The 26,353-nt window shown below is 42.2% G+C and carries 16 protein-coding genes; 7 read left to right on the plus strand and 9 right to left on the minus strand.

The window, feature by feature from the left end:
• Positions 1-115 precede the first annotated feature (115 nt).
• The 4 genes from KTR06_RS11810 to cysS all read left to right on the plus strand — a co-directional run bounded on the left by KTR06_RS11810 (position 116) and on the right by cysS (position 7,598).
• Positions 116-2,722, plus strand: a complete 2,607-nt coding sequence (locus KTR06_RS11810) for a DUF4955 domain-containing protein (RefSeq protein ID WP_217290370.1) — start codon at positions 116-118, stop codon at positions 2,720-2,722.
• A gap of 21 nt (positions 2,723-2,743) precedes the next feature.
• Positions 2,744-4,741, plus strand: coding sequence for a PL29 family lyase N-terminal domain-containing protein (locus KTR06_RS11815; protein WP_217290371.1), 1,998 nt, complete (start codon positions 2,744-2,746; stop codon positions 4,739-4,741).
• Between the two features lie 332 nt (positions 4,742-5,073).
• Positions 5,074-5,886 (plus strand): Cof-type HAD-IIB family hydrolase, encoded by an 813-nt coding sequence (locus KTR06_RS11820; RefSeq protein ID WP_004315541.1) that lies wholly within the window; start codon positions 5,074-5,076, stop codon positions 5,884-5,886.
• A gap of 230 nt (positions 5,887-6,116) precedes the next feature.
• Positions 6,117-7,598: a cysteine--tRNA ligase gene (gene cysS, locus KTR06_RS11825; protein WP_211146500.1), complete on the plus strand. Its 1,482-nt coding sequence runs from the start codon at positions 6,117-6,119 to the stop codon at positions 7,596-7,598.
• A gap of 139 nt (positions 7,599-7,737) precedes the next feature.
• Here the strand turns inward: cysS and KTR06_RS11830 are convergent, their stop codons facing one another.
• From KTR06_RS11830 to KTR06_RS11840, 3 genes are all read right to left on the minus strand, one after another.
• Positions 7,738-10,599, minus strand: coding sequence for a chondroitinase family polysaccharide lyase (locus tag KTR06_RS11830; protein WP_217290372.1), 2,862 nt, complete (start codon positions 10,597-10,599; stop codon positions 7,738-7,740).
• A 130-nt stretch (positions 10,600-10,729) separates the two neighbouring features.
• A complete protein-coding gene (locus tag KTR06_RS11835; protein WP_055235786.1) occupies positions 10,730-12,280 on the minus strand; it encodes a sulfatase in 1,551 nt (516 codons plus the stop codon).
• A gap of 157 nt (positions 12,281-12,437) precedes the next feature.
• Positions 12,438-13,640 (minus strand): glycoside hydrolase family 88 protein, encoded by a 1,203-nt coding sequence (locus KTR06_RS11840; protein WP_212133914.1) that lies wholly within the window; start codon positions 13,638-13,640, stop codon positions 12,438-12,440.
• A 205-nt stretch (positions 13,641-13,845) separates the two neighbouring features.
• Between KTR06_RS11840 and KTR06_RS11845 the strand changes: the two genes are divergently transcribed.
• On the plus strand, positions 13,846-14,256 hold the full coding sequence (locus KTR06_RS11845; protein ID WP_004315530.1) for a PaaI family thioesterase: 411 nt from the start codon (positions 13,846-13,848) through the stop codon (positions 14,254-14,256).
• A 170-nt stretch (positions 14,257-14,426) separates the two neighbouring features.
• Here KTR06_RS11845 and KTR06_RS11850 read toward each other — a convergent pair whose 3' ends face one another.
• Together KTR06_RS11850 and KTR06_RS11855 are read right to left on the minus strand one after the other, a co-directional pair.
• Positions 14,427-15,302, minus strand: a complete 876-nt coding sequence (locus KTR06_RS11850) for a DUF3108 domain-containing protein (protein WP_008770449.1) — start codon at positions 15,300-15,302, stop codon at positions 14,427-14,429.
• Complete coding sequence (locus KTR06_RS11855; protein ID WP_217290373.1) at positions 15,247-17,163, minus strand: Ig-like domain-containing protein; 1,917 nt, start codon at positions 17,161-17,163, stop codon at positions 15,247-15,249. Before KTR06_RS11855 ends, KTR06_RS11850 begins: the two co-directional genes overlap by 56 nt.
• Positions 17,164-17,500: 337 nt before the next feature.
• On the opposite strand from KTR06_RS11855, the gene KTR06_RS11860 reads away from it, so the two are divergent.
• Positions 17,501-18,112, plus strand: coding sequence for a DsbA family protein (locus KTR06_RS11860; RefSeq protein WP_004316803.1), 612 nt, complete (start codon positions 17,501-17,503; stop codon positions 18,110-18,112).
• 124 nt (positions 18,113-18,236) lie between these two features.
• On the opposite strand, the gene KTR06_RS11865 is transcribed toward KTR06_RS11860, so the two are convergent.
• Complete coding sequence (locus KTR06_RS11865; protein ID WP_120067537.1) at positions 18,237-19,217, minus strand: Rpn family recombination-promoting nuclease/putative transposase; 981 nt, start codon at positions 19,215-19,217, stop codon at positions 18,237-18,239.
• A gap of 298 nt (positions 19,218-19,515) precedes the next feature.
• On the opposite strand from KTR06_RS11865, the gene KTR06_RS11870 reads away from it, so the two are divergent.
• On the plus strand, positions 19,516-19,992 hold the full coding sequence (locus tag KTR06_RS11870) for an HU family DNA-binding protein (RefSeq protein ID WP_032847419.1): 477 nt from the start codon (positions 19,516-19,518) through the stop codon (positions 19,990-19,992).
• A gap of 96 nt (positions 19,993-20,088) precedes the next feature.
• Here KTR06_RS11870 and KTR06_RS11875 read toward each other — a convergent pair whose 3' ends face one another.
• Genes KTR06_RS11875 through KTR06_RS11885 form a run of 3 tightly spaced genes read right to left on the minus strand, consistent with a single transcriptional unit; the run spans position 20,089 to position 26,348 of the window.
• A complete protein-coding gene (locus KTR06_RS11875) occupies positions 20,089-21,744 on the minus strand; it encodes a RagB/SusD family nutrient uptake outer membrane protein (protein WP_004310401.1) in 1,656 nt (551 codons plus the stop codon).
• Positions 21,745-21,752: 8 nt separating this feature from the next.
• On the minus strand, positions 21,753-24,524 hold the full coding sequence (locus KTR06_RS11880; protein WP_217290374.1) for a SusC/RagA family TonB-linked outer membrane protein: 2,772 nt from the start codon (positions 24,522-24,524) through the stop codon (positions 21,753-21,755).
• Positions 24,525-24,551: 27 nt separating this feature from the next.
• Entirely contained in the window at positions 24,552-26,348 is a 1,797-nt protein-coding gene (locus KTR06_RS11885) for a RagB/SusD family nutrient uptake outer membrane protein (RefSeq protein ID WP_217290375.1), read from the minus strand.
• Positions 26,349-26,353 lie beyond the last annotated feature (5 nt).

Raw genomic sequence — 26,353 nt, forward strand, 5'->3', positions numbered from 1 at the left:
GTGTGTAAAATGTATTATTTCATCGTATTCCTGAATTTTTTTATCCATATACTCTTATTTTATCCGGTTACCTTTGCCACTGTGAAAATTATAAATAACCCGAAATAATAAATGTATGAAAAACAGGAGCATTACCTACCTATTACTATTTGGTATTTGCAGCATGTTGGCAATCATGCAATCATGCCAAAAAACAGACGACCTGGAAGCAGACATCAATTCTCTGAAAGACCGTGTCGCTGCTTTGGAAAAAGCAACGGAAGGACTGAATACTTCATTTGCCAGTCTGCAAGCCCTTATGCAAAAAAACAAAATCATTATCGGAATTACTCCGACCAAAGATGGTTTAGGATATTTGCTGGAACTTAGTGACGGAACAAGTATTAAAGTCATGGAGAGTGAAGCTGTACAAGCGTCTGTCCCTGAATTTTCCGTAGACGAAGAAGGCTACTGGATATATAAAACAAGTAATGATACAGATTTCAAATACCTGCCAGGAGTCGATGGAGAGAAAGTATCAGCATGGCCCCGTGATGGAGAAGGCAATGTGGTGGCAACTCCATTAATCAGCGTATCTTCCAGTGGATATTGGCAAGTGAGCTACGATAATGGACAAACATATACAAGCTTAGGAACTAAGGCCGAAGGTGGAAGTCAGGGAGGAACCAGCATATTCAGCAAGGTAGAATATAATGAAGCAAACCATACTTTCTCATTCACCCTGGCTGATGGTGAAAAAACATATACTTTCCCAGTAGACGACAGCTTCGGACTGATCATTTATGGTCTCAATGACGCTGAAAGTGAACAAGCTGTGCAAGTTTTTGCCCCCAATGAAAACCATAAAGAGTATAAAGTAGAACAGAATGACGTGCAACAAGCTGCAATACAAGCTCCTAAAGGATGGGATGTTCTTTTATCCGAGAACTTATTAACTATCACACCACAAGCAACTGTTGTAAAAGACGTAGAAGAAACAATTAAGATTGTACTTACTTCATCAAAGAATTATATCCGTATTGTTTCTATTGAAGTGAAACAACTTTCCAATGAAACCGGAGCAAAAGCCTGGCAACAATTTGTAAACGCAGATCAACAAAATGTATTATTGGACTTTTCATACGCCGGATATAAACATGGTGAAATAGCTCCTCCTGAAATAGAAACATTAATAGCACAAGGATATAAAGTATACGATGTTACAGATCCCCAATATGGGGCTATCCCCAACGACGGCAAATCTGACAGAGCAGCTTTCATGAAGGTACTGGAAAAAATAGCAAGAGAAACAAAGCAAGAAGATCTCAATAATATGACAGATCGATATATTAAGGAAAACGCTAAAGCTATTATCTACTTCCCAGAAGGGAATTATATTCTACAAGATGAGGATTCTAAGGATCGCAGGATTCGTATATCGATGAGTGATATTGTTTTAAAAGGAGCCGGAAGAAACAAAACAACACTCGAAATGACTGCTGCAAATAATTCTCCCAAACCTACTGAGGAAATGTGGAATGCTCCTGTTATGATGGAGTTCAAACATAATACAGGATTAGGAGAATCAATTGGTGCTATCACTGAAGACGCTCCCATAGGCAGCAAAACCATAACGGCCAGTTTAACAGGAGTAAGTGCGGGCAGTTGGGTATGTCTCGTACTGGGAACCCCCAAGTTGGGAAACACGGATAATGATGTTATTAATTCCGAACTATCGCCTTATCAATGGCAAGATATTAAGGTACAACAAGGCATTACTCCCAATATCAAAACAAATGGTATTCAAATATTCGAATACCATCAGATTGAAAAGATTAGTGGTAACAGTATTACCTTTAAAGAACCCATCATGCATGCTATTAATAAAGATTGGGGATGGAATGTACATAAATTCGCCAATTATGCCAATGTTGGCGTAGAAGACCTTACATTTAAAGGACATGCCAAAGAGAAGTTTATTCATCACGGCTCTGACATAGATGACGGTGGTTTTAAGCTTATCGATTTTGTACGTCTGACCAATTCATGGATGCGCCGGGTTAATTTTGAAAGTGTTAGTGAAGCCATGTCAATCACAAGTTCTGCCAATTGTTCTGCTTATGACATCACTATTGGTGGTAATCGTGGACATGCTTCTATCCGCTCGCAAGCTTCTTCCCGTATCTTTATTGGAAAAGTAACTGAAAGCAGCAATGGCTACACACTTAGAAAAGGAGAAGGTGAAAGCACATTGATGGAATATAAAACAAACGTTGGTCAATATCACGCTTGCGGTGTTTCAAAGCAAAGCATGGGTGCTGTAATATGGAATGTGAAATGGGGAGATGATTCTTGCTTTGAATCACATGCCACACAGCCACGTGCAACATTAATTGACTGCTGTACTGGCGGTTTCATGCATTGGAGACAAGGAGGAGACTCTGCTCAAATGCCAAATCACATGGAGAATCTGACAATATGGAATTTCTATGCAACAAATGTACAAACAGATCAGGACATCGATACAGAAGGTAAATTTACCTGGTGGGATAGTAACGGCTTTTGGTGGAAATTTATGCCTCCTATCATTGTCGGTTTCCACGGAAGTCCTTTAGATTTTGATGCTACTCAAATGAAGCGACTCGAAAGTAACGGAACTGCTGTGGAACCATATTCACTCTATGAGGCTCAATTACGTAAACGTTTGGGATATGTTCCTTCCTGGCTATCCTCTTTAAAATAATAACTTTAAAACAATATAATCATGAAAAAAGTATGGAGTATGTTCATGTTATTGGCTGTATGCCTGGTAGCATGTACCAACATTGACGATTTGGAAGATGATGTAGACGCACTGAAAAAGCGCGTTACCGCACTCGAGACACAAGTACGTGATATAAATAGTAACACAGAAGCTCTTCGCGAACTTTATAATGAAGGAACATTTATTACTAATATAGAGGAAAAGTCTGATTCCTACACACTCACTTTGAGCAATGGAAAGACAGTAAATCTATATATGAAAAACGATAATAACCTGTTATGCCCTATTATCGGTATCGATTCAGAAGGCTACTGGACTGTTCTTTACAACAAAAATGAAACTCCGGAGCGTCTGACTGTAAACGGACAACCTGTGAAGGCTAATGGAGAGAGTGGTAAAACTCCCACATTCAATGTAGATAGCGAAGGTTACTGGCAAGTTAGCTATGACGGAGGAAAAAATTATGAATATATATACAAAGAAGGAACTACTGACAAAGTCAGCGCAACTGGTGACGGTTCCGCTCCGGCAGAAGACAAAAACTTCAAGAGTGTAACAGTAGAAAACAACGAACTGGTCTTAGTACTTGCGGGTGAGGATGCTCCAACCATACGTATCCCTATCATCAGCGACTTTGAATGTAGTTTTGCGGCTGAAGATTTAGAACAAATACAAGAGTTTTCTGCAGGTGAAACGAAAGAATTTACCATGACCATGAGAGGAGTAAAAAATACAATGATTACTGCTCCGGAAGGATGGAGTGCTAAATTCTCTAAGGAAGCTGGAAAAGAAAATGTATTGATTGTTACTGCCCCTGCATCAAGCGCAAAGATGATGACTCGTGCAACAGCTGATAACAGTACTGATATTGCGATATTGGCAACAAGTGGAAAGTATGCTATGATTGCAAAGATTCAGGTTAGTATTAAGAATCGTACGGATTATAAAGCCGATTTTGATCATGGTAAAGACATTACTATCGGCGGCATCACCATCAACAACCAAATTTATTCAGATGCTGACATACAAATATTGGATGCAACAGATGCCGATGTGGCACTTGACACTTACTTTAGTGCTACAATGAGTAAACCTGTTATACTGTTCCTCACAGGTACAGCACACAATTTTACCACAACCGGAGTAAAATCAATCAGCAATGATGTTATTATCATCGGTCGATATGATGACGAGCAAGTAACACTTCGTCCTATTAATTGCTGGAAATCATGCAAAGGAAAGCTACTTTTTAAGAATATAAAAATAGATTTAAGTGATCTCAATGGAGGTAGCAATGCTGGTTATTTTATAAATAATGCAGGCGTTATCAGCAAGGGAGACTTTACTGACATCTGCATTGACAACTGTCTGATTGCGAATGTCTTGAAACCAATTTATTACGATGCAGCACAAAAGACTTACTTTGGTATAGACAACATCTCTGTTCAAGACACTCGTATTGAAGTTAATGCTATCAAAATTGCCTTGATAAATATATATAAAGGCTTCAATTTAGGAGATTATAAAACTTTCAACTTCAAGAACAATATAGTGTATAGCCAGACACCTCAAGAAGGCGTGCAAATATTAAACTGGGCTACTGGTAATATACCTTTATCAGATGGTGTACTTTCTGCCGAAATTATAAATAATACTTTTGTCAACATGATAGGTAGCAATATATTCTTCAGATATCAAAAAGGAACATCATTGACTATAAGCAAGAATATCTTTGACGTAAGTCCGGAAGCAGAATTCGGTTCCTACTATTATTCTTTCTTAGAAAGTTGCACACCTCAAATAGATGTAACCGACAATATCGTATATGGCTTAACCAAAAATTGGAATTATTATCATACAAGTTCTTTAGTTAAAGAACCAACAAGCGGTAATAACATAACCAAGCACGCAACAGCTCCTATTACTCAATATGATTATGTAAATGGTATATTTACATTAGCTAGCGATGTAGCTGGTTATGGAGCAACAATTGAATAAAACTCTTTTACCAGTTTAATAATAAAAGCCGCATAACTTTCGTTATGCGGCTTTTATTTATCTAAATGTCATATCATCAATCAAGAAATCAGAAACAGGAGAAGCTACTACATCCGAAAAATACGAGTCTGGTTCAAAAAGAAAGTCCCTGCATCTGATGCATGACAGCACGACGACTCAGATCTGAAGCTCCTTTATTAATATTCAATACTTTACAAAAACATCTGCCAAGTTGAACAAACGATGGCTGGCTTAGCTAAAGCCACATCTTTTCCCCCACCACCTTGCGGAAAAACTTTTTTAATCTATCTTTGCACCCAAAACAACGCTACATGAAATACAAACTTATCGTGCTCGACCTTGACGGCACACTCACCAATTCTAAAAAAGAAATCACTCCCCGCAACAGGGAAACTCTAATACGTATACAAGAGCAAGGAATACGACTCGTATTAGCTTCCGGACGACCTACTTATGGTATTGTACCATTAGCCAACGAATTACGGATGAATGAATTCGGAGGTTTCATCCTCTCCTATAACGGAGGTGAAATTATCAATTGGGAAACAAAAGAGATGGTATATGAAAATGTGTTACCTAATGAAGTTGTTCCGATGCTCTATGAATGTGCCCGTACCCACCAACTAAGTATATTAACCTATGACGGAGCAGATATAATAACAGAAAACTCTCAAGACCCATACGTACAGAAAGAGGCCTTTCTCAATAAAATGGCAGTACGGGAAACAAACGACTTCCTCACAGAGATCACGCTTCCTGTAGCCAAATGCCTCATCGTGGGAGACGCAGATAAACTCATTCCGCTTGAAGCAGAACTTAGTCTCCGGCTACAAGGACATATTAACGTTTTCCGTTCAGAACCCTATTTCCTCGAATTAGTTCCGCAAGGAATTGACAAAGCTCTTTCTCTTGCTGTCTTATTGAAAGAAATAGGAGTAGCACGAGAAGAAGTCATAGCAATGGGAGATGGCTATAATGACTTATCCATGATTAAGTTTGCAGGACTGGGAATTGCTATGGGAAATGCACAAGAACCTGTAAAAAAAGCAGCAAATTACATCACTCTAAGCAACGAAGAAGACGGTGTAGCAGAAGCTATTGATAAGTTTTGCAGTCAACAATAACCAAACATTTACTTTCATGCCGACAAAATTTTAGTTTCTCGGTGAGAAACCTTTGGTTTCCCGTAATGAAACCATTGGTTCCCCGGTGTGAAACTTTTAGTTTCATACCGGGAAACTAATAATATTACCAGTAAAACAGCTCAAGAGCTAAAATCAACTCATCAAAGATAGAGCGCATATTCAGATTTTATACTAACTTTGCAGTTCCAATAAAACAAATATAAAATGTTATGGAACATCAACTTACCATTTACAACACCTTAGATAGAAAGAAAAAGTTGTTCGTACCGCTTCATGCACCTCATGTAGGCATGTATGTGTGCGGACCGACTGTTTACGGAGATGCCCATTTAGGACACGCCCGCCCGTCTATAACCTTCGATGTGTTATTCCGCTATCTCACCCACCTAGGATATAAAGTACGCTACGTACGAAATATTACCGATGTAGGTCATCTGGAACATGATGCCGATGACGGAGAAGACAAGATTGCCAAGAAAGCACGTCTGGAAGAGTTGGAACCAATGGAGGTTGTTCAATATTTCCTGAACCGCTATCATAAAGCAATGGAAGCACTGAATGTACTTTCTCCGAGCATCGAACCACATGCTTCAGGACATATCATTGAACAAATCCAACTGGTACAGAAGATTTTGGATGCCGGATACGCCTATGAAAGCGAAGGCTCCGTTTATTTCGATGTAGCCAAATACAACAAAGATCACCATTACGGAAAACTTTCCGGACGTAATTTGGACGACGTATTGAATACCACCCGTGACCTCGACGGACAAAGCGAAAAACGCAATCCCGCCGACTTCGCCCTTTGGAAAAAGGCACAACCTGAACATATCATGCGCTGGCCGTCTCCATGGAGCGACGGTTTCCCCGGATGGCACGCCGAATGTACCGCTATGGGACGCAAATACCTAGGCGAACACTTCGATATTCACGGAGGAGGAATGGACTTGATTTTCCCTCACCACGAATGTGAAATCGCACAATCGGTAGCCTCACAAGGTGATGACATGGTTCACTACTGGATGCACAACAACATGATTACCATCAACGGAACCAAGATGGGTAAATCACTCGGCAACTTCATCACTTTGGACGAATTCTTCAACGGTACTCATAAGCTGCTGGCACAAGCCTACACACCAATGACAATCCGTTTCTTCATCCTGCAAGCTCATTACCGCAGCACGGTAGACTTTAGCAATGAAGCACTGCAAGCATCCGAAAAAGGGCTGCAACGTCTGATGGAAGCCATTGACGCATTGGATAAGATTACTCCCGCACCGGCAACTTCAGAGGGAATCAACGTGAAAGAACTGCGCGCTAAGTGCTATGAAGCAATGAATGACGACTTGAATACACCGATTGTCATCGCACAGCTTTTCGAAGGTGCCCGCATTATTAACAATATCATTGCCGGCAATGCCACCATATCCGCCGAAGACCTGAAAGAGTTGAAAGAAACATTCCATCTGTTCAGCTTCGACATCATGGGATTGAAAGAAGAAAAAGGTTCTTCTGATGGCCGTGAAGCAGCCTACGGTAAGGTAGTAGATATGCTACTGGAACAACGTATGAAAGCGAAAGCCAACAAAGACTGGGCTACTTCCGATGAAATCCGCAACACACTGACAGCACTCGGATTTGAAATCAAAGATACTAAAGACGGTTTCGAATGGAGGCTGAATAAGTAATAAGAAAAGAAAGTGCTCAACGCACCGTGCAAATACAAAGAAGACCGGCTCACCACGAACCGGTCTTCTCTTTTTTCATAGAAACATGATAACTAATACCTCTCTTTAAATTCTTGTTTTCTCTTATCTTATTCACTAATTATTTATTTTCCATGAGCATTTCAACCGGCTGTCCATGCTGACAGGTTACCGTCAGTACGGTCTGGTCTCCCTGCTGTTCCAACCGGACATTTTCCATCGGGCTTGTCAATCTCCAATGTCCTTTAAGCCGTATCTCCTTAGTAATAGGACGACTGGGCTCTTTCGTTGTATACGTCTTCTCTTCTATATTCAGATTCGGATCACAGACGCTTAAACGGATACCCTTATCAGATTCCTTTGCATACATCACCATTGTTTCCGCAGGAATAGCCACGAACACTTTATCAGCGGCAGGCTGATAAGCTTCAAAAGCAGCATACGCCGTGATACCTGTCTTTTTATCATAAACAACGTGAGCAGTCTGATCGCGTTGCAACACCTCGTATGCAGGAGTTTTGCGCAGTTCGTCGAGATCGGAAGCAGAAGGCTGTATCAATACCATATATTCATAAGTCCCCTCTTTCGGCGCCTTGCCATGTTCTATCCAGGCAGAAGAAAATTTTCCTTTGGTTATTTCACGCGTCTTTTCATGCCGTGATTCCTGTTCTGCCACCTGTGCGCGAACGGTTCCGTCCACTACATGATAATAATTGTCATAACCATCATGAAGCCAATAGTTATCCTCTCCTACTTTGGGCTCCTTACCATTATATTTTGTCTGGAAAAGAGTCGTTTCCGTAGGATAATCCGCATTGGAGTTCGCAATACCTGTTCCCAGGCAAACCATCCGGTTATCAAAACAGAAAACGGATTTACGGGCCACAAAGTCTGGTGTGAAGTTCTCATAATCCCGTTCTGCCAATTTCATAGCGAACATTCCATTTTTACCATCTAAAGAACTGCTTCCGGAGAAATTCTCTTTGGAGCGTGCCATAGTCGTTCCTTTCAATGGGCTATCAAGCAAGTTGAAAGGCAAATGAATGGTAGTTGTGCCCGGCAAACGGTTCCAGTCCCATCCCTCCTGCACAAAACCGCTTCCGGCACGTGACACGGGATTTCCTTTCCCCATAATCTGCACGGAGCCATAACTCTGATAACGTCCGTAACGGTTATCTTTCGTATAAATTTCAGAGCCCCATACGTCAGTGGTATACCCTTTCAATGTCACCATCCAGTCCGCACGACGGAAAATGCCTGCCGAACCATAGTTGTAAACGAAGAATCCCTGTGGAGCCTGTGCCGGTTGAATACCTTCCTTCTTGAAGAAACGCGCATTCGGAGTATCACTATTGCGTATCAGACGTAAATAGTCGGCAGCCAGACCACGATCAAACGTATTTCCCTGACCGGACAAATCGCCGGATAAAGCGATATTGGCAAATGCTTCGATATCATCGCTTCCCATCTTCCCTCCAAAAGGATGACGGCCACTGATTCCGATGCCCCATTCATAGAAATTGCAATAATTGCGCATAGCAATAAAGGCTGATTTCATGTGTTTGCGCGCATCTTCGGTCAGTTCAAAACTTGTACCATTGGTAAATGCAATATATTCTCCTACAGTCGCAAGTACTCCAGTGGTATATCCCGGATAGAAACCGCCATGATGGAAAGTCGTACCGTCTACCTTTATACCACCGATCGTTCCCGGAGTATAACGCAAAGAAGAAGATAGCCAACGTGACAAGCCGCTCAAAGCTTGCGCCTGTTCCCTTGCATCGGGAAACATCATAGCGGAAATAAATTTCGCCATCAATAACGTATGCCAGGAATCCAACAATTCATCACGTGTTGGAGAACATGGCTGACGAGTTTCTTGCAGAGCCGCCCAAAAACGCAATGTGGAGAGATAAGCATCCCGATGAGGATGTTTATAGATAGCATCACGCATCAGCCAGGCAGTTGTATATATCTTACGTACCTGATAACCATAATGATGATTGGTACCCATACCGCTACCGTATGCAAATCCCTGATCGATAGCATAGTCGAATACGGTAAAGTAGTTTTTCTTTGATGTTTCGTTCTGGTTATAATAAGCATCATAGGCAAAGCCGGAAAGCATCGTTTCAATATCGTTCCATGACATTTCTCCTTTCTTCTTGTCCTGTTCATCAGGAGCAACAATAGGAGTTCCTATAAATCCCGTCCCAGCGATGGATGGACTGATAGCCGCTTTCTCAAATGTTTTATAGGCAGCATTAATCGGTCCTTGCGGAGCCTTTTTCACTTCCAGAAAGTCAGTCAAACGTTGTTCGATAGTCTTCAGCTCCTTCTTTTGTTCGCTTGTCAATTTAGAAGGCAGAGGAATATCATACGACTGTTGTTCCCATTTCCACACGAGACACCAATGCCACAGGTCACGATTAGACAGCCCATTATTGGTAGGCAACTGTTGGTCGGGAGTGGTACGAAGATTCATTTTCTTTTCCGGAAAAATCAGACGGTCAAGAAAGATACGTCCCTTCCGTTGCGGGGCAACCAGCCGATAGGCTACGATCTTCTTATCTTTCTTGTCGCCCTGCATATACTCAAAAGAGATCCAGCAAGCCCGCCAGCCTGCTGCCTGTAAACGATAAGAGAACCAATAAGAGACTTCTCCTGCCTTATTCAGAAACTCAAAACGAATAGAATCCTGCTGCGGTTTCTCATTATAAATCCACAAGGTAATGCCGAATTGCTTCTCATTTCTCGCATTCAACGATAAAGGAGCAATTTGAATGTCCAGCGTAGAACCAGGCTGAAAGTCCCATTCCAGACTACTTTCACCCTCCTTGTAAAAAAGAGAAGAGATTTTCACTTCTCCCTTTCCGGAAACTTTAAATGCTTCGGGCACTTTCTCTTCAAATCCGATGAGTTGGGCGAAAGTTGAAGGAATAATTCCCAAAAGGAATAATATTATAAAACAACTGCTTTTCATTACTGAATTGTTATCTTTTTTAGGCACGGATTACACGGATGAACGCGGTTACTTTGCAACAATGACAACACTAAAGACCGTGAATCCGCGTGATCTGTGCCTAAATGATTATATAAGAATACATAAATCGTTAATAAGGAATCCGATCCGACAGAATCTTTTCCGTATACCAAGGATCATTAATTTCCTTTAGCATGGCTCCCATTTCACCGCAAAGTTGTGCCACAATCTCCTTATTTTCTTCCAAAGGCAAGTTATGCAGTTGATATGGATCTTTTACATCATCGAACAAAAGACTTTTTTTCAACTCCTTCGTATTGCGGTCGATATATAAAGCCAATGTATATTGAGCCGTCTTGATACCTCTTGAAGAAGGGAAGTAAGTTTGCACCAATCCATTTTCATCTTTATCACCGTCTACATTCTGAATGTACAGCGCACCGGTAGGACGAACAATTTTCGCCTTTTCATCGAAGAAAAGAGGAGCAAAATTACGTCCCTGCACTTCTGCCGGGATAGAATCACCCAGTCCGCACAGGCCAAGCACTGTAGGCATAATATCAGGAGCGGAAAGCAATAAATCATCCACCCTCGGCTGAATCTTACCGGGGAAACGAACCAGGAACGGAATATTCATAGATTCGGAATAAGGGGAATTCTTCGGATCATCGGTACGCTGGCTGCACATCGTTTCACCATGATCGGAAGCAAAGATGACAACTGTATTCTTATCTAATCCCATCTCTTTCAATGTTTCCAGAATCTGACCGAAAGCACGGTCCACACCGGTTACGGAGGCGAAATAATAGCGGGCGGATGCTGCCTTCTTCATCTTCAAATCTACATTCGGGCGAATCAACAGACTATCCAAAGGCTGGTCTTTATAAAGATTGAAATCTTGTTCCTCGCAGTCATTCAAAGAACGGTACGGGCTGTGAGGAGGATTCATACCTACCATAATAAAGAAAGGCTTCTTGGTATCGCGTACGTTACCGTCATTTTTCAGATAAGAAACAACCTTGCCTGCTTCATGCAGGGGCGACCATTCTTTCGGATCATGCCTCTTGCCATCCGTATCCCAATAATGCGGGTTCTTGTGTTCATCAAATGTACCGTAAGAATACCAGTAATTAAAACCATGACGACGTTCTTTCGGAGTATAAGCATCCCATGCCGGACGTTTCTCTTCTACATATTGTCCCGGATGTTCGGGATCGTTCGGAGTTGGGAAGTCGGCATGAAGTTTGCCGAAATAGGCACAGTCGTAACCTGCCTTACTGAATACATCGCCAATACATTCCGCATCTTCGCGTAAGGAGCTGATCGGACGTGAGGAGTTACAATTCAATGGTACACCGCTTTTATTCGGGTACATACCGGTCAGTAACATTCCACGATGAGGACTACTCAACGGGCAGTTACTCTGTGCAGACGACAGTACCATCGATTCACGCGCAAACGCATCCAAATTAGGAGTATGCACGGGGTCTCCTTTAAAATTTACTTTATCCCGAAATCCGTCCTGATTCCAAAAGCCCATCGCCTGATTACGGTATTGATCGGGAAATACATAGATTATATTGGGATGTTCTGCTTGTTGGGGCACTTGCTTCGGAGCCTTGCAACCCTGTGCGGCAAACAGCGTCAGACCTCCTACAAGAAGGTTAATAGGTTTATTCATGATAGTTTACGATAAATGATTTAAACAGGTTAGTGATAAATAATGAGAGGGGAATAATAAACAATCAATGCTGAATGATAAACGGTAAACATGTTACGTTAGAATCCTTAAAGCATTCATCGTTCACTGTTTACCGTTCATTATTTTTTATTATTCCTTATTTCTTTTCCAAATCTCTTTTACGCATCAGTCCTTCCAGGAAGTAATAGTCAGCATAGTTCAGAGGGACATCAATTTCCTGACCGTGAGGAATACTACCTACTGAATGCATCAGGATAAAGTTTCCATTTGTTCCAACCTTTGCACGATAAGCAGGCGAGCCTAAACTCTGCATAATCTTATCAGCGGTTTCCTTGTAGTGATTATCCGGCAGGTAGCCATCCAGTTCGTAAAGGGCAGAAGCTGTACAAGCGGCAGCAGAAGCATCACGCGGTTCGTTCGGAATATTCGGAGCATCATAATCCCAGTAAGGAACGAGATCTTCCGGCATATTCTTATTATTAAATATAAAATTATATACTTTTTGTGCCTGGTCGAGATATTTCTTGTCTTTCGTGTAACGATAGCAAGTAGTGTATCCGTAGAGTGCCCAAGCTTGTCCACGGGCCCAAGAAGATTCATCCGCATATCCCTGTGCAGTTTGTTTCTTACGCACTTCACCTGTCTCCGGATCGTAATCTACCACATGGTAGCAGCTATTGTCCGGACGGAAGTGGTGAGCTATTGTCGTATCGGCATGTTTCACTGCAATATTATAGAAAGTAGAATCACCTGAAAGAGCGGTTGCCTCAAACAAGAGTTCGAGATTCATCATATTATCAATAATCACCGGACATTTCCATCCACGCGTTCCCTGCCAGCCTCTATCGGCATCCCATGACTGGATAACGCCTGCATTCGGGCGAAAACGGGTAGAAAGCGACTTAGCTGTTTCAATAATTACATCTTTATATTCTTTCTTGTCCGCCAAACGGTATCCGTTCAGATAACTACAACCGATCATAAACCCTACGTCATGATGCCATTTCAGATGTTTTACCGAATCAAGAGCTTCTGTATATTTTTCGGCCAATGGTAACCATTTCTGATCTCCGGTCAGATTATATGTGAGCCACATACTGCCGGGAAAGAAGCCGGAACACCAGTCTTCGATAGGTATATAGGATATACTACCGTCTTTGTTGATCGTTCTTGGATTCAGGATCTTACCGGATTTTTCAATAATGTCCGTTTGAATCGTGTTTTGTGCAACTGCGTTGTCGATGTTGTCCTGAATAAAGTCTACTTCAACCTTTTTTTGTCCACCGCAACTCGTTAAGATCAAAAGGGAAAGTCCTAATGCGCTAAGAATTGTTTTCATAATACATGGATTGTTTATTAAGTGATTAATTTTCTTGATTGCAAAAATAGTGCATTTAAAGAGAATAGACCGACCCAAATAATCCAAATGAGGAACTATTTTGGTACATTTGCAAAAGATTTTGGATTTATGAATTATGATTTATGCCTGAATGACATTTTCATAAATCAGAATCCACCCCATAAATCATAAATTATAAATCATCATGACACCACAAGAATTCTTTAAGAATGACATATTTGCCAAAAATGCAGGTATAATTCTGCTGGAAGTAAGAAAAGGGTATAGTAAAGCCAAGTTAGAAATAAAAGCCGAACATCTTAATGCAGGTGCCCGCACACAAGGAGGAGCCATCTTTACGCTGGCAGACCTTGCGCTTGCCGCAGCTGCTAACTCGCACGGCACACTAGCTTTCTCTCTCTCGTCCACTATTACTTTCCTGCGTGCCAGCGGCCCCGGAGACACTCTCTTTGCCGAAGCACGCGAACGCTATATCGGCCGAAGCACAGGTTGCTATCAGGTAGATATAACAAACCAAGACGGAGAGTTGATTGCAACTTTTGAATCCAGCGTATTCCGAAAGGATCAAAAAGTGCCTTTCGAAGTTCAGGAATAAAAACAGGAAGGTGCATCAACACTTTTAAAAGTATACCTTTTAGACACAGATAACGCGGATGATACGGATAAGAAGATAATAAATCCGTGTCATCCGCGTTATCCGCGTCTAAAAAATAACAGGTTGGCAGGTCAATTTACTTCTGATATGCCTTCGTTTTTTCTCTATATCTATTTAACGATAGAAGTCAGCGGATGCCGGTTACCCGTCACATTATTCAGGAATGCTTTTGCCGAACCGAAGTTCAGGAATAAATCCAGGCGGACAGGAAGATGGTTCAAGTCGTCCGTTACGAAGAAAGTTATCACCTCCTTTTCTTTTCCTTTCTTATCATATTCTACCAATGAGAAGATCAGGCAACGGTAAGTAACTCCATTCTCCGCTTTTACATTTTCTTTCCCACGGTAGATAAGCGTTTGCTCTTCCACTTTACGGCCCGTAGCCATCGGGAACTTAATTTTGTCTCCCACCTTATAATCCGCAGGGTCGTAAGAACGTGCCTGCGCCAGAATGCTTAACATATCGTATATACAGCGGCTATCGCTAGCTTCAGATTCATCAAACGCTCCATCCCGGTAAGTACGTTTCTGGTTTACGAGGCAAAGACCGTCCTTATATGAAAACCAAGCCTCATCGACCGTGTAACGTTTTCCCTCTTCGGCACCTTTGCGGAAATAGCGCGGTTCCAGTTTTTCACCGATCACACAAGTCAGCGTATCGCGCATCTTGAAAAAGAAGTCCGCCCGTTTGCTGCCTAAAGCGAGCAGGTTAATCCGGTAGGCTGGTTGCGAATGATAAGTAGTCGCATTCGTTGTCAGACTGGCGAGTCCGGCTTTCACCCAGACAAACTTCCAGTTGAAGTATAAATCATACATTACATGTTCGCCGGATTGAAACGCATCATTCTTCGCTTCACATTGGGCACTGGCAGGGAGGGCGAAGATTCCCGTCAGTAATGCCACCAATCCAATAATAAGGTTACGTCGAGCGTCAACGACGGCGGTTCTGATTATTTCGATCCCTATCTTTCTTTTTCTTGTCTTCATCTGGTTTTTGTTTTTTAAGTTCGTCCGGTTTCTGCTTATCCACAGGAGTCGCATGAATATCCCACGGTTGGGTCACATCCCACAACGCTTTATATTCCAATATCGTCGGATAGTAGTAAACAGCCTCTGGCTGGATGCCTTTAGCAAAGTCTCCCGTGTCCCATTCACCATTTCCATTTGTGTCATTGATTAGTCGGGCTGCATATTTTCCCGGATTCAGGAAGTAGAAATCGACCATTCCGTCCTCTTCCACTCTCCGCTTACGGACCACTTTGTCCTGGGCGTCAAGCAATTCGACAAAGGCCAGTGAATCCGCTCCCGTCACATTGAAATGAAGCGTGAAATATTCATCTTCACTACGCACCTTGAATCCTTGTTTTATCTTATCGGTAAATAATCCATATATTCCGTGGAAGGCAGTCGAGTCTACCGAGAATTCATACTCCAACGTCGGTTCCCAATCATAATACAGATTAAACTTCTTCAGATTCACTGAATCCTGCTCAAATTCGAATGGTATATCTTTCCAGAGCGTATCTACTTTTTGCCGCAAATGTATGGCGGCAGTGTCGAAACTGGCTATCGGTTCTTCAAAATTCAAAGAAATAGATCCATATACATCCATTGACGAAGGGGCACTAACATTCACCGGCAAGAATTTCGTTGGTTCGGGTTCATCCTCTTCCCCTTTCTTTTTCTTCTTTTTCTTTTTGTCCTTATCCGGCTCCTCTTTCTTATATTTCTGTTTCGAAACGAGGTTCAGCGTATCCGTACGGGGCACTAGCTGATTCAAGGTATCCGTATAAAGATAAGTCAAACTCATGGCCAGCGTATCCTGCTTGAAGAGCAGGGAGTCTTTTACCCAATAATGGATGGTGTCATTCCGCTGATTCTTTTCGATGACAAAAGCATCCTTTTCATCGAAGTTCAAGCCTTTCAAAACAGGCAGAGTATCTGCCTTACCGGCGAAATAGAACGTAAACTTTTGAGGAACCAGTCTTTCCGACTTGATAAGATATTGTGAATAATTGAGTTCCTTAAAAGCACGGAGAATGACATCATCCGGCAAATAATGCATATATTTCTTCTCAACAATCGTGTCGTAAGTTAACGAGTCCACCCAAGCCGTATCCATGCGGATGCGTTCTTCCATGCGGGGGATAATCAACGAATCGTGGAAAGCGATCATCTCACTTTTCTGGTTGAAGGCAAAGTTCTGGTCGGCATCCATCAATCCATAGATGCGATATTTGCCGGGAGCTACACCACGGATGGAGAAACGTCCACGGCTGTCCGTACGTGCCACACGGTCGAAAGGCAATTTGTTGAAAGCCGAATCGTTCAGGTTGGAATGTAGTCCGACAAGCATACCTTTAATAGGCTCCAGGTTAGAGGCATCGAGCATCGTACCTGCTACTTCCATCGTATCGATTTCCGTACCGGTAGAGAACGTAAATGCAAAGTTACCCAACGGATTACCTTCATTATTGTCGACAATTGCATCCGAGAAGTCAATCGTGTAGGTCGTGTTAGGTTTCAGAGAGTCGAGCAGGTTGACTTGTATTCTCTTGCCGGAAGCCTTGATTTCCGGTTGCTGTATTTGGGGAGGGGAAACAACGACTTTCTCGGTCGCTTTCTCCAGCTTAATAAACTCGTCGAACATCAAAGAGACTTTAGTCCTTTTATTATTCAAAGCCCCTGCCTCCGGAGTACTGCCGATGAAACGGGGCGGCGTCTCATCGTATGGTCCACCGTCCGGCCGTCCAATACTGGCGCAGGAATATAACATCACCCCCAGCGTTACTACCGGAAGCACCTTGCGAACTATTTGTTTTATCTTTTGATTCTCAAATTGTAACATGCTGCAAAAATAAGCGTTCTTATTCAATAAATACCACACTTTCTAGCTAATTTATTAAAAAAGGAAAGGGTGACTTAAGGTAATAAACAATATTTGCGACGTTTTTATTTTTTTCCTGCTAATATAATTAGTTTTATTGCCTAAAGAGATTACCTTTGTTGCTTAATCTTTTTTCGTTCCACTATAGTGTTCCGCAAAGATAACCATAGTCTCCCTTTCGTATAACTATAATCATACGAAAGGGAAACTATAGTCAAACGAAGTAAGAATAACGAATGAAACAAATCCGCGCAGGCAATCGGATAGATAAAAGTGCCGATATAAAACAATTCTGATTATGAGTATACATTACGACCTTTACGACACGCCCGACATTCAGAAGAAAGGCGAAGAACAACCGCTTCATCCCCGTGTTGTTTTCAACGGAACGATCGATCAGGAAGAATTTCTGGATCGTGTTCACAAATTCACGGGAATAAGCCGTAGCCTACTGGTAGGTGCCATGCAGTCTTTCCAAAATGAATTGCGAGATTTGCTTGCAAACGGATGGATTGTAGAACTGGGTGACATCGGATATTTTTCCGTATCTCTACAAGGACCTCCCGTAATGAAAAAGAAAGACGTGCATGCACAATCCATCAGCTTGAAAAATATCAATTTCAGGGCAGGCAAACAGTTCAAGAAAGAAGTGGCCCAACAAATGAGACCGGAGCGCGGAGCATCGTTCACCCGCCCTCACGGGAAAGGACGCAGTGAAGAAGAATGTCTGAAGCTAATCAATAAACATCTCCAACAATTTCCCTGCCTGACCCGTGCAGATTATTGCCGAATGACAGGACATGACAAACAACGGGCGATCAATGAGTTAAACACCTTTATCGAACGTGGATTATTGATCCGTTATGGAGCGGGTAAACTGGTGGTTTACGCAAAGAAAAGTGAAGAATAAATTACAATCATTAGCGGAATGACCAAAATTCTGCACTGGACAAAAAACAATTGTTCAGTGCAGAATTATTTTTATATATTCTATAGAAAGAGGAGTTCTTAAATAAGAAAATAGCAAAAAACAATTAGAGTTTCTCTATTTCTTCTGACGACAAACCGGTAACCTGTATAATAGTATCAACGGGGAGATTGAGAGATTTCAACTTACGGGCAGTGATTGTTTTTTCTTTTTCGATTCCTTTTTCTATACCTCGTTCAATGCCTCGCTCAATGCCTTGCTCAATACCTTTTTCAATGCCTTCCTTAATGCCTTCCTCAAGTCCTCGTTGTCGTCCTTCTTCAAGTCCAAGCTGGTGTCCTTCTTCATGCCCTTCTAATTTAGCAGTACTCAACACATCATTCTGTATCATTACCGCATCTATATGGCGATCGTATGCCAGCTTTTCAGCCTTATCCATATTATAATAAACCAGTTTCTTACGAGCCTCTTCAAGTCCGGGTGCCTTTGTATCGGGACGTATGCACCCTGTCTTCAGATATTCGATCCATTCTTCCAGAGGAGTAACAGCTACTTTATTAAACTCATTCACACGGATAAGGAAATATTCTGGAAAGATTTCAGCAGGCAACTTACGAACAATAGCTCCCTGTTCTTTGGTAGTAACTTTCAGATGATCGCCCGTGTGTACACCTAAGAATGTATTCTGTCCATGATAAAGGTAATCACTTCCTTGTCCAATGTCGAAATAAAGAATACTGATAGAATATACTTTCTTCACATTAGAGTAGATTTCGCCCAGATCAATATGTTCGGTAATAGTCTTAGCTACTCCATACAGGATTCGCTCCAGATAATAGAGTTCACGAGTATTTTGAACTTCGACAAGAATTATTTCATCTTTACTATTGCGGGCTTTAATATCAACACGATTAAATTTATCATCTTCCCGTTGCTGATTACCTTCACTTTCTAAAATTTCAAGAATATGGATCTCCTCACCTAATAATACTGTGAGGAAACCTTCAAGCACGCCAAAGTTAGCCTTATTGCGTAAAAGGCGCTTGATTGCCCAGTCAAAACGAATATATTTGTCTTTCTGTTCCATAAGAATACGTTTTTAGCAAAGGTAAGCATTATATTGATAAAAGGGATAAATTTCAGCCAAAAGTATTATAGAATCATAACCCTTATCAGTATATATAGAAATTACTTGTGAAAGTAGTCCTTCCGTTCCATCTTTTTTACATAAAATTCCCCAATACAGCAGCATTCTACTTATTAACTAATTTATTAACGCACAATTCTTTTTCAGCTTGGTCATGAATTTCGGAAACCATATCTTTGCATCGTGATCACAAAACAACAATAAAACAGATTAACTAACTATTAAAAGAAGAAAGACTATGGCATTAAAGTATGTTGTCAAGAAAAGAGTTTTCGGCTTTGACAAAACAAAGACTGAAAAGTATGTAGCACAGAATGTAATTACCAATACGGTAAATTTCAGAGATTTATGCAAGGAAGTATCCATGTTCGGTATGATTCCCGAAGGCGCAGTGAAACACGTGATTGACGCACTGATTGATGCGTTGAACACGAACCTAAACAAAGGATTGTCTGTGCAATTAGGTGACTTCGGATGTTTCCGTCCGGGCATGAACTGTAAAAGCCAGAAAGAGGAAAAAGATGTAGATGCCGATACCGTTCGACGAGTGAAAATTGTATTTACTCCGGGATATAAATTTAAGGATATGCTGGATAATGTAAGTATCTACAAGACGGAAGGAAACGGCGGCACCTCTTCCGGAAATGGAGGGGGAAATAAACCGGAAAATCCGGACGAAGGCGGTAGCGGTGAGGCCCCGGATCCTGCAGCATAAAACTGGAACAAGGGACCACACATAGAAAAGGACTTCTTCCCATAAAAATGAACCCTAAAAGTTAGACAAAAACTTTTAGGGTTCGCTTAGTCATAGTTACCAGCCTGTATTTTGACCTAAATTAGGATTCTTATAATATTCAGTCTGTGGTATAGGATATAAGTACATCTTATCATCCCAGTTACGTGTTTCAAGCAATTCTTTCTTATAAACAGGCAAGCCGTTTTCCATAGTGATCTTGATGCAATAAATAGCTTTGGTTTTATCACCGATTTTCCAACGGCGGATATCCCAGAACCTATGGTCTTCGAACGCAAGTTCCACTCGTCTTTCACGACGGACGCTTTCAGTAAACGCATCGCCGCTTGTTGTAATGGCAGGCATATCAGCAGCAGCACGCACCTGATTCAGTGCCGCACGTGCAGACAACGGATGGTCATTATCCGTATAATCAGCGTCTTTCCAGGCATCCATTGCTTCCGCATAGTTCAGGAGAATTTCCGCATAACGGAATATGATGAAATGGTGCGGCTTCTTTTTCTCATTGGAAGGAGCTAGAGAAACAGTCTCATTCATATACTTCTTCAAATAATAACCTGTGGTAGTCGCTCCGGTTGTTCCGGCACCGTCTTTTCCTCCTTCATAAGACTGGATGGTCGAGTTCATCCATGTATCGCCATTGCAAAGCACCGTTTTATAGAATCTTGGGTCTCTGCCTTCATACGGATTCTGCCCCGGTGTAATCTGTTCCCAGTCAAAGTCTTTTCCATTAGTCATCTGGAAGGCATCCACCAGATTCTGGGTGGGCACGTTGCCTGTTTTCCCCTTTTCATAACTGATGGGCAAATTGTTAGCTTCAAAATCAAAGCTTTCCCCATTTCTACGTTCAAAAATTAATTGCGGAGATTTCAATACATCGTTTCCACCATTCTTGTCATACAGAGGATCTACATTCGTCTTCGGCAAACTGTACCAGTTCTCTTTTATGATAGCATAAGCCGCATCGGCAGCCGCTTTCCATTTATCGGCATCCTGTGCGGGATTATGCAACAAACTCGCCGCATAAAGAAGAGCACGGGATTTCAATGCCAACGCTGTACCTTTGGTCACACGTCCCGTCTCCGCCCAAAAGTCCTGATGACTGACAGGCAGAGTTTTGGCCGCGTCACTACATTCGTCACAGATATATTTTATCACTTCATTGAAAGAAGTCTTTTCCACGCCGTTGATTTCATCCAAAGCATACGTACGTGTCAAAAGTGGAATATCACCGTATCGTTTAGCCAGTTCGAACAGATAAAAAGCTCGCAACACCCGTAATTCTTCACGATACATGGTAGCTTTGGCAATGTCTTCTTCATACGTGTCGTTCCAGCGGAAACGCTCCAGTTTTTCCTGTGAATAGTTTTCAAGGAATGAATTGACGGAACGGATAGCTCCATAGCACTTCGACCACATATTATCGACTGCATTGTTGGGACTCCAGGCATTGTTATAAAAGTCGTGAACACTATTATCACTCCAGACATAAACAGAATTATCCGTTGCAGATTCCCTCAAAGCCCCGTCGAGCACTCCGAGATCTCCGGGCAACTGGCTATAAACGTAGGTAGCCAAACCTTTCACATTGCTAAAGTAGGAATAGGCCTCTTCCCTGTCCAAGCCTGTCGATTCGTCCAATTCGAGCAAGCTACACCCCGATACGGATAATAGCAAACCTGTATATAATAGGATATATTTTCTCATGGTCATCTCACATTTTAGAAGTTAATATTCAACCCGAAATAAACAGAAGTCATATCCGGATAATTGATTTTCAGATCTTCACAGTTCATATACTTCACATGATCGAGCGAAAAAAGATTGTTAGCTCTCGCATATACCTGAATCTTCTCCATTTTCACTTTCTTCGCCCAAGAGGAAGGAAGGTTATAGTAGACATTCAGGTTACGAAGTTTGAAATAGCTCCCGTTCTCCAACCACTGTGTACTGTTTCTGAAGTTATTGGCATTATCCAGCGTGGTCAGGCGGGGGACATTTGCGATGTCTTTCGTTTCTTCCGTCCAGCGGATTCTGTCATTCAGATACCAGTTGGAAATATTCGTGTTGTTTCTCAACGGCCAGTATACGCTGGCAGTGTTCAACATCACACTATAATGGGCTACTCCTTGAAAAAGAGCATCCACGCCGAAACCTTTATATTCAAATCCCAAATTAATGCCATAATAAATCTCCGGTATGGCAGTGGAATATCCTATCGCCTTCTGGTCATTGTTGTCAATCACGTTATCGCCATTCAGATCCCTGTACTTGACATCACCTGGACGTACTTCCGAGAATTTCTGCACCGGACTGCTCTTTATGTCCGCCTCATCTCTGAAATAACCGATAGCCTCCCAGCCAAAACACTGCCCGACAGGGTAACCTTTTTTAGACAAATAGCCATACGGCTGATATCCCTCACCATTTTCTACGACTTTACTTTTGGCATAGGAGAAGTTGGCTCCGATATAATAGTTGAAGTCCTTGTATTCCTTTTTCCACATGGCAGAGAGTTCCGTTCCTTTTGTTTCCACCTTTCCTGCATTCATCTGCGGAATAGTAACCCCGATTGCCGATGAAATCAGCCCACTTCCGTCAATCAGGATATTAGTGCGCTTGTCATAAAAGCCGTCAATAGAAAAAGTCAGTCCCTTGAACAGGCTCATATCCAAACCGATATTATATTTATCCGCAACTTCCAAATCCAGTTGTTCCATTGCCAACACTCCTTCCTTCAGGCTACTTCCGGCAGAAGTATTTCCGGCCTGAAAATAGTAAGCACCGCTTCCTACCCAATATTGCTTATCCATGTCATAATCATAAATATCATATCCGGAGCGTCCGTAAGAAGCACGAAGTTTCAGATAATCAAAAGCGGAAATTTCTTTCATGAAATTCTCGTTCGAAAGTATCCAGGCGGCAGAAATGGCGGGATATGCACGATACTTGTCGTTCTTCCCCAATACGCTGCTGCCAAAACAGTTGGCTACGATATCCACCATATAACGGTTGTCAAAATTATAACCTGCGGTTCCGATGATGTATTGACGGTAACGACTGTTATTAGCCCCTGTCAACGTCATTGATTCTTGACGAAACATAGCACTGGCCGTAAAATCATGTTTATCCCATGTCCGGTGATAATTGACCTTCGCTTCAAAATTGGCATGTATGTATTGATTGGCCAATCCTTTGTTGCTGATTTCCAGTTCATCGTTAGGATTTCCGTAATTCGTGTAAATCGGTTCTCCGTCTGTGCCTTTTTCAATGGTCTGGTACATAAAACTTTTCTTGGCTGTTTCCTGATAGGTCGCATTATTATCATAAGCAATAGCGAGTTCCGCACTCAACCCGCGAGTCAATACAGACAAATCCTGCACCAACCGCAAATCCGCCTGCAACATACGCTGATTCAGTTTATAATAACCTACGTCCGCCAGATTGGCTATCGGGTTTGTTTTCAGCACATTGTTACTGCCCCAGAATCCATTCTGTGTCTGCACGGGAAATGCGGCGGACGGGGTGTTGAAAATCTGTTCAAACAAAGTAGCTTCCGACGTGGTGGGACGCTTGGTCTCTCGCAGCATACCGAGCATACTCAATTTCAATTTTGTCGCGTCCGTAATATCCACATCCAGATTCATGCGAAGATTGAGGAAGTATTTCTTCATCTGGGAGTTATAGCGATCTGTATAATCAGTGTACTTGCTATTCAGCAGTCCCATATCGTTTTTGTAATTGAGGACACTGAAATAACGAAGCCGCTTGCCACCTCCGCGGAAAGTGATGTCCAGTTGATGACTGGTTGTATGATTGCGTAACGCTTCTTTCTGCCAGTCCACATTCGGATAAAGATCGCTATTGCCTCCGGACAGGAAAGCAGCCTCATCCATGTCCGGTTGCAAGCCATCATATCTCAATGCTTCATTACGGGCTTTGGCATAGGTATAAGCATCGGCAAATTCCGGCTGATTAACAGGGAAGCCTAAACCAAACTTGTAGTCTACTTTTATATCCTTCTGGCTATATATACCGCGTTTGGTAGTTATCAATACCACTCCGTTGGCGCCTCTGCCTCCCCAAAGAGCAGTAGCAGCACCGTCTTTCAAAACGGATATTGATTCTATTTCCGAAAGGTTAATATATTCGAGAGGGCGTGCAAAACCATCTACTACAAATAAAGGTGTATCTCCATTCAAAGAACCGCGTCCCCGCACATTGAGACGAGATTTATCTGTGCCCCAGCTAGTGTTCTGCATCACACTCAATCCCGGCAACAAGCCATAAATGGCATTGTAAGGACTAGTGGCAGCATTTTTATCTAATTCATTCGAATAAATGGTAGAGACAGCCTGTGTCTTCCGTAATTCGGTGGTCGTCTGTGTGCCCAGATCGATTACCTTATCTTGTCCTTCATTATTTTGCGCTATACCCGTAGTGGCAAACGCCAACGAGAAAGCTACGATATAAAGTGATTTATTCATAATCATTCTTCTTATTGTTCAACGATTTGATTATTACCAACCCGGATTCTGAATCAATCCATATTTCTTGTTTATCTCATCTATAGGCAGAGGCAACAGGAAATACTTGTCGTTCCACTTTTCAGGTTTTGCATACTGACGCGTTTCCGCCATTGCATGAGATACGGTATAAGAAAAGCCGCTTGGCTCACCGGCCGCTTTTTTAATAATCAGACGTGACAATTGTCCGGTAAATATATCTGAGCGTTTCCAACGTACCAGATCGAAATAACGTACTTCTTCATAGCCGAATTCAATGGCTCTTTCGCGTAATATTGCTTCACGCAACGGTTTGCCGGCCGGAACATCTGTTGCCGAAATCGCAGGCATACCCGCACGCAGTCTGGTTTTATTCAGATAATCATAAGCCGTATTACCAAACTCATCACGGACTTCCGCCTTATTCAATTCGTTCATCGCTTCGGCCATATTCAAATAGACCTCCGGAAGGCGGATCAACGGACAAGAATAAAATTTACCATTCACTTCGTCATTGAAGTTCCGTATGAATTTTCTCATGGCAACCCCATTGTAACTCATTCGTCCGTCTTTATAAGGCGCCTGGGTGGCTCCTTCGTAAATTTGCACTTTCTGGGCGCCCCTAAACTTATCTCCATTCACAGCAACCGTTTCATATAAGCGGATGTCTCTTCTGGGGTTTCCGTCCTTATCAAAGAAAGGGAATTTTTTATGGTCCGGATTGTTCCAGTCGAATTCTGTTCCGTCTTTCATCTGAAACATATCGACATAAGTCAATGTAGGAGAAGCAACTCCATAACGTACCTGGGCAAACGGAAGCTTTCCCGTAGCATAAGTGGTGAATCTTCTGGAAGAAATCAAGACTTCACTGTTATGGCGATTGAAATATCCTGCTGCAAAATCATCGCGGGGATTACCTGTATTCACCAGTTGATAAGCGTCTGAGTTCTTTTTATTAGCCCGCATAAATTCTAATCCGGCATCCAACGCCTTCTGCCACCTGTCCGGTGAATAGTTGCCATACCAAGTAAGGAACTGAGACGAAGCATCTCCTTCCAGATAGGGCTTTTCAGCATTAAATAAAGGACTCGCCACAAACTGAAGCACTCTGGACTTTAACGCTAAAGCAGAAGCAGCCGTCATTCGTCCGTCATTATCTGCATTCACCTGCCAAGGCAGTACAGAGGCTGCCGCATCCAGTAATCCAACAATCTTCTGTACGGTTTCTTCTACTGTCATACGGGGAAATTTCATCGCATCTTCTGCCGTATATGCATGGTCTATCCACGGCATACCACCATAATAACGGAGCATTTGAGAATAATGATAGGCAATGATTACTTGCGCTTCCGCTTTTCCTATCGCTTTCTCATCCGCAGTCATATCCGGCACTCTATCCACATTCTCAATGTAAATGTAGGCTCTTCGAATACCATAAACCGGCCCTACTCCTATCGTAGTATTGGCGACATCCAACCGATATGGAAGATGTTCCAGATATGTATTTGTTCCGTCCACTGTTCCTGTATAGAATTTAGGCGCTCCCTTTTTCGTCCAGTCACCCAGATCGGTTAGCATTTCCAGAACGCCATATCCCAGACGTCCTTGCATCGGCAGATAATCCGGCAGGGAATGATAAGTTTCCGCCAGTGCCTGCTCAGCATATACCTTTTTGTTAAAAACAGAATCGATATTCTGTTCGTTACTTATCGGCTTATCCAGAAATTTCTCTCCAAATTTAAGGTCTTCGCACCCTATCAGTGTCAATACAGAGAGAGAAAGACAACCTATATATTTTTTATAGTTTTTCATTGTCA

Source organism: Bacteroides sp. MSK.20.12 (assembly GCF_019052435.1).
Lineage (GTDB): Bacteria > Bacteroidota > Bacteroidia > Bacteroidales > Bacteroidaceae > Bacteroides > Bacteroides xylanisolvens.